Source organism: Pantoea sp. EKM101V (assembly GCF_011800325.1).
Taxonomy (GTDB): Bacteria; Pseudomonadota; Gammaproteobacteria; order Enterobacterales; family Enterobacteriaceae; genus Pantoea; species Pantoea anthophila.
In genome coordinates this window covers 72,369-81,906 of the sequence record NZ_JAALFP010000017.1, presented here as the reverse complement: position 1 = coordinate 81,906, position 9,538 = coordinate 72,369, and the positions used below count along the sequence as shown (strand labels likewise).

Annotated in this window: 9 protein-coding genes and 1 pseudogene; 5 read left to right on the top strand and 5 right to left on the bottom strand. The window is 51.3% G+C overall.

From position 1 onward, the window contains the following. Positions 1-372 precede the first annotated feature (372 nt). The gene (locus HFD92_RS20370) at positions 373-1,059 is read right to left on the bottom strand and encodes a replication initiation protein (protein WP_103061455.1); all 687 of its coding nucleotides are present in this window, start codon (positions 1,057-1,059) and stop codon (positions 373-375) included. Between the two features lie 524 nt (positions 1,060-1,583). Between HFD92_RS20370 and HFD92_RS20365 the strand changes: the two genes are divergently transcribed. The 5 genes and pseudogenes from HFD92_RS20365 (at position 1,584) to HFD92_RS20345 (ending at position 5,777) form a co-directional block, all read left to right on the top strand. Beyond that, positions 1,584-1,883 (top strand): TrfB-related DNA-binding protein, encoded by a 300-nt coding sequence (locus HFD92_RS20365; RefSeq protein WP_233453724.1) that lies wholly within the window; start codon positions 1,584-1,586, stop codon positions 1,881-1,883. Positions 1,884-1,898: 15 nt separating this feature from the next. Then, entirely contained in the window at positions 1,899-2,297 is a 399-nt protein-coding gene (locus HFD92_RS20360) for a S24 family peptidase (protein ID WP_167429597.1), read from the top strand. Between the two features lie 63 nt (positions 2,298-2,360). Beyond that, a pseudogene (locus HFD92_RS20355) lies at positions 2,361-2,588 on the top strand (DNA polymerase V subunit UmuC); the annotation flags it as partial. A gap of 73 nt (positions 2,589-2,661) precedes the next feature. Further along, positions 2,662-3,651, top strand: coding sequence for a site-specific integrase (locus tag HFD92_RS20350; protein WP_145055685.1), 990 nt, complete (start codon positions 2,662-2,664; stop codon positions 3,649-3,651). Beyond that, positions 3,651-5,777 carry a tyrosine-type recombinase/integrase gene (locus tag HFD92_RS20345; RefSeq protein WP_167429596.1) on the top strand — a complete coding sequence of 709 codons (2,127 nt, stop codon included), beginning with the start codon at positions 3,651-3,653 and terminating at the stop codon, positions 5,775-5,777. The genes HFD92_RS20350 and HFD92_RS20345 overlap by 1 nt, the downstream gene beginning before the upstream one ends. Positions 5,778-6,007: 230 nt before the next feature. Here the strand turns inward: HFD92_RS20345 and HFD92_RS20340 are convergent, their stop codons facing one another. The 4 genes from HFD92_RS20340 to copD form a co-directional block, all read right to left on the bottom strand. Continuing rightward, positions 6,008-6,358, bottom strand: a complete 351-nt coding sequence (locus tag HFD92_RS20340) for a DUF305 domain-containing protein (protein ID WP_167429595.1) — start codon at positions 6,356-6,358, stop codon at positions 6,008-6,010. A 144-nt stretch (positions 6,359-6,502) separates the two neighbouring features. Next, positions 6,503-7,900: a heavy metal sensor histidine kinase gene (locus HFD92_RS20335; RefSeq protein WP_167429594.1), complete on the bottom strand. Its 1,398-nt coding sequence runs from the start codon at positions 7,898-7,900 to the stop codon at positions 6,503-6,505. After that, entirely contained in the window at positions 7,897-8,577 is a 681-nt protein-coding gene (locus HFD92_RS20330) for a heavy metal response regulator transcription factor (protein ID WP_167429593.1), read from the bottom strand. The genes HFD92_RS20335 and HFD92_RS20330 overlap by 4 nt, the downstream gene beginning before the upstream one ends. A 28-nt stretch (positions 8,578-8,605) precedes the next feature. Beyond that, positions 8,606-9,538: a copper homeostasis membrane protein CopD gene (copD, locus tag HFD92_RS20325; protein ID WP_167429592.1), complete on the bottom strand. Its 933-nt coding sequence runs from the start codon at positions 9,536-9,538 to the stop codon at positions 8,606-8,608.

The window sequence follows — 9,538 nt, the reverse complement described above, 5'->3', positions numbered from 1 at the left end:
CGGGCCGCCGGGCGCTGCAGCGGGTATGCCGGCGCACGATGTGGGAAACAGCCCTACTTTGCGGGCCGCCGGGCGCTGCAGCGGGTATGCCGGCGCACGATGTGGGAAACAGCCCTACTTTGCGGGCCGCCGGGCGCTACAGCGGGCGCTCCGGCGTCAGGTGTGGGAAACAGCCCTACTTTACGGGCCGCCGGGCGCTGCAGCGGGCGCACCGGCGTCAGGTGTGGGAAACAGCCCTACTTTGTGGACTGCCAGGCGACGCGATTAATGCAGCAGCGCTAGGTATGGGAAACAGCCCTACTTTTTGAGTAAGGCTTAATTAGGCAGAAGAAGAGTAAATTCAAAGAAATCGAATAGGAATAATCGATTAACTTACTGTTTTTGATGGATATTAAATATAAGCTTGCCGCTAGACTCAGCTTGATAAGACACGCGAAGAGGGGTTTTATCATTTATTTGCCTTAAAGCTGGCTCAAGAAACGTACGCTTTAGCTCTGCAAGGTTTGCTTTCTGAGAATCAGGTAACATGAACCTTTCTGATAACCAATCATGCGAAGTAACCCATATCTGAGAGCTTCTGAACTGACATAAGCTTTCATAAAGCCGAACGGTCCGTGGGTTCTTGAGGCTTCCGCAATCTCTTAATGAATAGGTTGTGAACTGATTGCCAAGAACATACAGGTAAGGCAAAACTTTATGGTTAAACTCGATCTCCCATAAACCTTTACTTGATCTGCCGCCGGCTTCAGTCAGCCACGGGCGCGCGATAACGTCATGACGACCACTTTTGGGGTAAAAAATGATGGAAGAACGTGACAGTTCAAACACGCCCTCTTTAACGTCACGACTTGCCTGATTTCGGGTTACATTGAAAATATCTTCATAATCTGAGACGGCAACGGTGAAAACTGGGTTAGCGGACTCGTCTTCATCTGTGAAATAAGTTTGCATAAGGCAGAGCCATAAAACCCGCTTTGCTTTCAAAGATAAATGATAAGCAGCCTCGGTTAGCTCGTTAGACTGTTTAACATTTATCTTTTTTTTCAGGGCATTAGCCATGTCGGTTGCCTTCTGTGGGTTAATTTATGACCCCCACAATACCAGCCAGTACACACAAGTCAACTAATTATTAACTTCAATGTGAACTAGGGCTGATTCCCATAACAAGTAGGGCTGATTCCCATAACTACTAGGGCTGTTTCCCATAAGATCTAGGGCTGATTCCCACACAAAGTAGGGGCAATTCCCAAAACTAATCACTATTTGACGTTTAAATTCAGTAGGTTAAGCAGCCCTAAAAAGCTTTAAAAAGCTTTAAAATACTAACTAAAAAGCCTTTAAAATTTAGCGCTGTGGATAAGTGGATAAGTCACATTAACAATGAAACCGACGCCGCTTTGCTCTGTCGGTCAACCCCTCGGCAGCACAAAACAAGTTTTGTACTGCCTCACGGTTTTCGCTAAAGGCATCAAGTGAAAACATTCAAGTACAGTTACTTTATACTTGTGTTGACCAAATTCAGCATTACACTTAGCCTTCAAAATATGTAGATACTTAGGTGAGTTATGGCGCAGAAAAGACAAATGACACAGCAGGAATGGGATCGACTTTCACCCATAATGTCTACTTTTGCACATATCACCACAGAAATTGGCTATGCAGTTCTGGTTAAAGGAGAACGGCAAGCAGATGTAGCTATTCGTGTTGACCGTACAAAGCAAAACGTAGCGAATGCCGTAAAGCGAATTTGGGAGCTATACCAGCAGTTTACCCTGAACGACGGCGAAGACTTAGAACTGGTTAATTTATGGCTTCCTAAAAAAGAAGCAGAACGAGTAAAAGAATTAGCATCTAAGTACCCGATAAATAAAGATAAATTATAGCTACTGGAGGAGGCTATGGCATTTCAATCTCCTGCCGCAAACTATGCTGAAAAGCGCATAGATTTTACTAATCTCGTTTCACTTTCACAAAACTCTACTTATGTTTGGGAATGTACTAGCGATTACCCTGCATGCGGGATTCTAAAAGGATCTTTGCTTGCTGTAGATCGTAGCCTAACGCCTAAGCATGGCAATTTAGTCATTGCGAGTGTGGATGATGAATTAGTGATACGGAGGCTCCTTCTAGTGCCAGCCACCGCCCTCCAAGCCCTTACAGGTCAGTGTTCTATCATTCCCATCAAAGAAGGCAATGAATCGCCTATCTGGGGCGTTATAGCCTACGCATTGACTGATTTAGCTGGTCTAGGCTTCTCTCAGATAGAGACTGAAGCTTTAGAACTCCCAGACGAGTAGCTTGCAAAGAATAGTGGTTCGATAAATACTGTATTTATAAACAGTATAAATTCGAATCCAACTATGTTTGCACTTGCTGATGCCAATAATTTTTACGCTTCTTGTGAAACGATCTTCAGACCGGATTTACGCGGCAAGCCCATCTGCGTAGTCTCAAACAACGACGGCTGCGTAATCGCTCGTTCTGCAGAAGCTAAGGCCCTAGGCATAAAAATGGGCGACCCATTGTTTAAAAATGAGCGTTTTTTTCGAGAAAAAGGCGTTCATATTTTCTCTAGTAATTATGCGCTTTAGTAAGTTAAGTGGAATGCAACATTTGCGGTATAGACTATAGCCAGTTGTCCTGAACTGAAAGGGGAAGGCCGTGAACACGAAAACACATTCCACTTCGGCTTTGCTGCTGGCCGGGCAGTGGCTTAAAATTCTTTCGAATTTAGGAAGAGCCAGCTCAACTATTAAAGCCTATCGAAGTGCCCTGACGCATTTTTTTGCCTTCTGTGAAATACACGATATTGCTCCTGAAAGAGCTTCCTTTGAAGACATTGCAGGATATATCCGCCCTCAGCTCCCTGATATGCCGTCACCCGTTGCCAGCGCCACACTCCAGTTGCGCATTTCAGCTCTTCGCCTCTGGTATGACTTTCTGATTTACCAGGATATTTGCAGTCACAACCCGTTACCCCGTTCGGGTTTGCCTGGTGCCATTTATACCGGGCGTGGCCTGATCCCACGTATCACCCGCCTCCCCGTTATTCCCGATGACGGGCAGTGGCTCAGGTTCCTGAAACACGTTTCTGCCGCGTCTCTGCGTGACCGGCTGATGCTTGCTCTGGCTTATTATGGCGCGCTCCGGCGCACGGAAGTGACGGCTCTGAGGCTTGAGGACATTGATCTGGCTCACCGCCTGATACGCATCCGCGCAGAGACGACGAAAAACAGACGGGAAAGAATGGTCTGCTACAGCGCTGACGTTGCGCCGGTACTGGCAAACCATTTTCGGCAGCTACGGCTGGCAGGCTGGTCAGGCGGTGCTCTGTTCCGTTCCACCTCTGACCGTAATTACGGCGCTCCGCTCTCGTTCTGGAGCTGGAGTAAAACCGTGCGGAAATGGGCGACAGAGACTGATCAGCCAGACATCACCACGCATACTTTTCGTCACCTCCGGCTGACGCACCTGGCACGGGCCGGATGGAAACTGCATGAACTGGCTACGTATGCAGGGCACAGGGACCCGCGTACCACACAAATTTATATTCATCTGTCGGGAACGGATATGGCTGCCCGCATGGCTGCTGCCGTCGCTGAAACCGACCGGAAGATCGCAGAGCTTATCTTTCAGGCGGGAGCAGTGTGATGAAAGCAGAAACAGGAATTCATAACATTTATGTCCCTTTCAGTCGTTCAGACTATCAACTGAATAATGTGTTAAACACTGAAGAGCGCGAGGCGTTAAGCACCGGGCACAAACGTACCTCTGCTCTGAGCCAGCAAGGTCCGCTGTCATCTTTACTGCGGCCTCTTCAGGATATTGCCGACCGCAGCGGCACAAGTGACAGACTCGTCAGGATTATCATTTCTGCCGTTCTGGCGGAAATACACCGGACAGGGCAACCCTGCTGGCTGTGGGGATCAGAAAAGTGGCTGACGCTGTGCCAGCAGCACCGTTCAGGCAGGCCCCTTATTGCGGCTTTTGCCTTCCATCTTGGCCCGTTCCCCTCACCGTTCGATCTGCCGCATCATGGTGCCCCGTCGCTGTACGCCTGTGCCATCTATGGCCGGGAATTTTTCACACAGGAACTTAACCGGCTGACGGAAGCTCTGGTTTCACTGGGATACAAACGCAGGAACCAGAAAAATCAGCTGTCAGCCTTGCTGGGCATACTGATGATGATGAACAGTAATCCTCAGCTCGAAAGCTTCATGACTGATCTCCTGTGGCGCGCACAGAAATATCATGATCGCGGGATCGCAAAGACAGTGGGCAGAGTTTCGCATGCGCTTGCCGCAATGGGCATCATCAAAAGCCCCGTGCGTATGCGCAATTACCAGGAGTGGCGCGAAAAACCGACAGAAGACATCGCACTGGCCTGGGTAGCATGGTGCCGGCGGTGGAGGGAAACCTCAGTGCTTCGTCCCCGATCCAGAGAGAGCCAGTACAGTTTTATCCTCCGCTGCGGCCTGTGGCTCGCCCGGGAGCATCCGGAAATACGCGAGCCGTCCGACTGGACAATGGAGATCTGCGCAAGCTTCATTGCAACAGTCGGAAGAATGAAAGTCGATGAACTTTCTCTGGGCACGGCACAGGGGATGCGCCGGTCTTCCCGTTCCGGAGAACCCATGCTGCCAAACTCCCGCGCCGGTTTTGTGTATGCCGTTCGCCGCTTTATGATTGACTACGAGAGCTGGGGATGGGGACGGCTGAAATTCAGTCCGTCCCGCCATCTCTCCACGCCTGATACGCCGCTGTTTCGTCAGGGCGTCAATCCCCGGGTTATTGATGATCCGGTCTGGCTGAAACTGGTATGGGCAAGTCTGAACCTGCGTCAGGAAGATTTGCTGAGTGAAATTCATTATCCCCTGTCTATGCTGCAGGCTATGGCGGTCATCTGGACGCATGCAGGGCTGCGCCAGAACGAGCTGATGTGCCTGACCGCAGGCTGCATCATTCCACAATCGGAAGATATTAACCGGGACGACGGCAGTACCATTCCTGCCGGGACCCTTTGCTACCTTAATGTGCCAGCTGGCAAGACCTCTAAAGCCTTTGTTAAACCGGTTTCTGCTGCAGTGAAAAAGTATGTCGATATCTGGCTGGCAGAGCGACCAGAAGAGCAGGCAGCACTGACGGATGAACGCACCGGTGAAAAGGTCCGTTTCCTGTTTCAGTACCGGGGCAAAGCCGTGGGAAGAGATATAATAAACCGCACCGTTATTCCGGTTCTCTGTGCCAGAGCGGGGATGCCGGAGGAAGACAGCCGGGGTCCCATTACCAGCCACCGGGGGCGTGCATCGGCCGTGACAGCACTGGCCAGTGTTCCTCAGGGCATGTCGCTATACGAGCTGATGCAGTGGTCAGGTCACTCTTCGCCGCAGTCTACGATGCATTATATTCGTATACGGCCGACACAGCTGGCAGCCTCTTTTGTGAAGGCGGACCGGGTCGCGCATATGATGAGCGTGCTGATTGACCATGATCCGCTTGCCGTCAGCCTCACCGGTCCGGCAATATATTATGATCTCGGCGATTCGTACTGTATGAATCCTTTCTGGAGCAACTGCCCGCACCGGATGGCGTGCATCGGTTGTGACTTTAATCTGCCAAAACAGAGTGCAAGAGGACTTCTGCTCGAAAGTAAGGCGTCCGTAAAAAGATATCTGGAGGAGGTGCCGCTGACGGTTGACGAGAGAGCCATCGTGGAGAGAGATACGGAAAAACTGGAGGCTGCTCTGAGAAAAAGCAGTAAGGTTCTCATCCGGTAAAACATCTGTCCGGACAGCATATTATTTCAGGTAAGTAGCAGCACAGTGCGTGAGTTCTGCGTCGTAACAGAAAGTCAGCAGTCAAAGCTGATTCACTGAGCCATACCTCTTTTTTCCGCAGTCATTCCGGTTTAGATTATTTCTTTTTTCTGCCTGAAAAAAGATAAATAAGGGCCCTCTCAGGGGCTCTGCCGGTCGGTTGAAATCAGTCTTCTGATGTCAGCTGTAAACTATTTATTCAGCCATTTTTCCAGATGTTCAATCTCCGCCTTCTGTGCTTTGATGACATCTTCAGCCATCTTTCTCATTTCAGGATCTTTTCCGTACTTCAGCTCTGTTTCGGCCATGCCTATCGCGCCTTTATGGTGCTCAGCCATGCCTCTGGCAAAAGCCCTGTCTGCATCCTGCTCCTTCATCGCACCCATCATGCTGCGGTGCATATTCTGCATGCCGGCCATGTATTCTTTTGAGGCCGGGGACATATGCATATCCTGCGTCATCTTCATATCTGGCTTCTGTGCCATAGCCGCAACTGGCAGAACAACCAGCAGGGAAACCAGGGCTGTCTGTAATTTTTTCATGATCCGTTCCTTTACTGGGCTAAGATACTCAAGTTTAGTTAAGCACCCGGGATCGTGTCACAAAACCGGGAAAAAAATCCTTGATTTAAAGCAGTTCAGAATTATTACGGGCGAAAGCATGAAGAAAGCGCACATCAACGTAAATCATGCTGCTGGTATTTTTACCGTAAACGTAACGATATCTTCGTCCAAAAAAACCTGCAATGTACCGTTGTGAGCCTGAACAACGGCTCGCGTGATGGAAAGGCCCAGGCCAGCACCGTCCGTGTTATGTTGCCGGGACGAGTCGCCCCGGTAAAAGCGATCAAAAAGCCTGCCCAGATTTTCCTGCGTGATGGCTTCCGTGCGGTTAGATATATGAACAAACGCCATCCCGATCTGCTGTTCTGCCCGGATCAGGATCGCCGCGCCGTCTGAAGAGTACTTTATGGCATTGGTTATCAGGTTGCTCAGCGCCCGGCGTAGCATCAGACGATCGCCCTTCATGCTGGCCTCCCCTTCAAGCGTCAGGGTTTTACCGTTTTCAGCGGCCAGCGGCTCGAAAAATTCGATTAGTTCTTCGAGTTCTGCCTTTGCGGAAAAAATCTCATTTTCCAGCGCCAGCAGCCCGTTTTCAGACTTCGCCAGAAACAGCATGTCGCTGCTCATTCTGGCAAGTCGGCCCAGCTCCTCCAGGTTTGAGAAAAGCACTTCCCGGTAGCTGGCAGCATCACGCTCCCGGGACAGGGCAACCTGCGTCTGCATCATCAGGTTACTTACGGGAGTGCGCAGCTCATGGGCTATGTCAGATGAAAACTCTGACAGGCGCCTGAAAGAGCCCTCCAGTCTCTCCAGCATGCTGTTAAACTCGGCTACGGTAGGCATAAGCTCCGAAGGAAGGTGTCGGGCCGGCAGGCGCTCACTGAGATTATTAACGGTAATAGCCGAAGCCAGCCGGTTTATTTCATTCAGCGGCCGGAGTCCGATGCGGGTGGCAAGCCAGCCCAGCAAGACAGAAAGAAAAATCAGTCCCCCGTTAAGCCACATCAGCCACTCTTTCAGCTGGCCGATAAATTCATCATGAAAGCCAGTATCGTAGGCGACTGTTATCAGCACGTCCCGGTGCCTGCCCACGTTCTCTGCACCGATTTTTTTAATCATGACGTTATAGCGCCAGCCGTCTTCCTCCACCGTCTGCAGGGTGTTCAGCTTCAGAGCCTCACCGGCAAAGCGCTCAGCCGGAACCGGGAAGCCGGGAGAGAAATAGTCGGCGAGTATTTGATTATCAGCAGTCCTGATCGACAGATAAAGTCCGCTATGGCCCACCATGGCGTCGGCAAGCTTGCGGGCAAGCCCGACGGTATCAAGCTTTCCTGTACGGACTTCACTTTCCAGCAGTTCGGTAGCCAGCTCAAGCTTACCGGTCAGCAGCGTAAGGTCCTGGCTGCGAAAGTAATTGCCCAGCGCGGCAACCAGCAGAACGCTGGTAAGCAGCCAGACGGACATCATGACACCGGCAAAGACCAGGCTAAGTCTGGAAGTCAGAGACCAGTTACGCTTCATTCTTCACGTATCTCCAGCACGTAGCCAATGCCGCGCACGGTATGGATCAGCTTCGGGCTGAAGTCATCATCCACCTTGCTGCGCAGCCGCCGGACAGCCACATCAATCACGTTAGTGTCACTCTCAAAATTAATATTCCAGACCAGGGAGGAGATGAGATTTCTTGGCAGCACTTCACCGCGACGCTGCAGCAGCAGCTCAAGCAGAACAAACTCTTTTGCGGACAGATGAATTTTTTTGCCGGAACGGCTGACGCTCCGGCGGGATATGTCCATCACCAGGTCAGCTATTTCGTACATGCCGGATGCCAGAGAGCGGTTACGCCTGAGCTGGGTCCGGATACGGGCCAGAAGCTCGGCAAAATCGAACGGCTTGAGAAGATAGTCATCGGCTCCCAGGTCCAGGCCTTTGATTTTTTCGCTGACGTTATCCCTTGCGGTCAGAAACAGCACGGGCTCTTCGTGGCGGGCCATTCTCATCTGCCGCAGAATGTCCCAGCCGTCCAGGGAGGGCAGCATCACATCAAGAATAATCAGGTCGTAGCGCTGCTGAAGGATATGCTCCAGCCCCTGACGGCCGTCATTCACAAGGGTGACGTCATACCCTGCCTCCTGAAGACCCTGTTTCAGGTAAGTCCCGGTTTTAATTTCATCCTCGACGATCAGAAGAGTGGTCATGGTATAAGGGCCCTGCAGCTGAGTGTCGTTACGCCATACCGTTACCGGGCGACAGCGTGCCAAGCCAGGCTACGGTCGCCAGAATCAGGATAGACACGCTGAACTCTGTAATAATACTTTTGCGCATCAGCGCAATACCCGTCTTATAGTGGCCCTGACCGAGCGCATTTTCCAGTGCGGGTGCAAGCCGGAAGCGGTTCGCGGCAGCCAGCAACAGCATAACGAAAAACAAGCCTGTCTTGATTAGCAGGAGCAGCCCGTAGTGGCTGCCCGGCAAAGATTTGACCGGGTCTTCCACAATGAAGAAAAAGTTAATGACGGCGGTGATGACAATACTCAGCACAATCACCGTGCCGGCCCGGGAAAAGCCCGTCAGGGCTTCCGCAAGCTGCCGGACGTGGCTGGCCGTCTGCGCCTTTTTGATGCATAACAGAATGGCAAAGGCCGTGAGCGCGCCCACCCATGCACCGGCTGCCGACAGGTGGATGATATCGCTCAGCAGATGCAGATAGTAGCTCATACCGTCGTTCATGGCCGCATGGCCGCCCCATGCCAGGGTGGTCAGCGCTGTGCCTCCGGAAAGAGTGAGAACGTAACGCGACAGAACGGCATTGCGCAGGCGCAGGCCCAGTCCGATGAAGGCCAGCACGAGTGCGGCAAGCCGGATAACCCAGCTGAGGCCGACCGCAGTCTCACCGATAACCATCTCTATGATGTGGAGCGTGATTTCACCTGCGTCGGTCACGCCACTCATCGCCTGCGCGACCAGCAGCATATTCGCCAGCGACAGAACAATGCCGACGGATATCAGAATAAAGAAGAACGACCAGACACTGAATAATGACACCGATTTTTTAAGCGTTCCCTTCACGGCATACAGTTCAAATAAAGGCAGCCCAAACAGAACCATAAGGTCAAGGTAAAGGAAAAAGCGGATAACAATAAAAGTCTGATCGTTCAT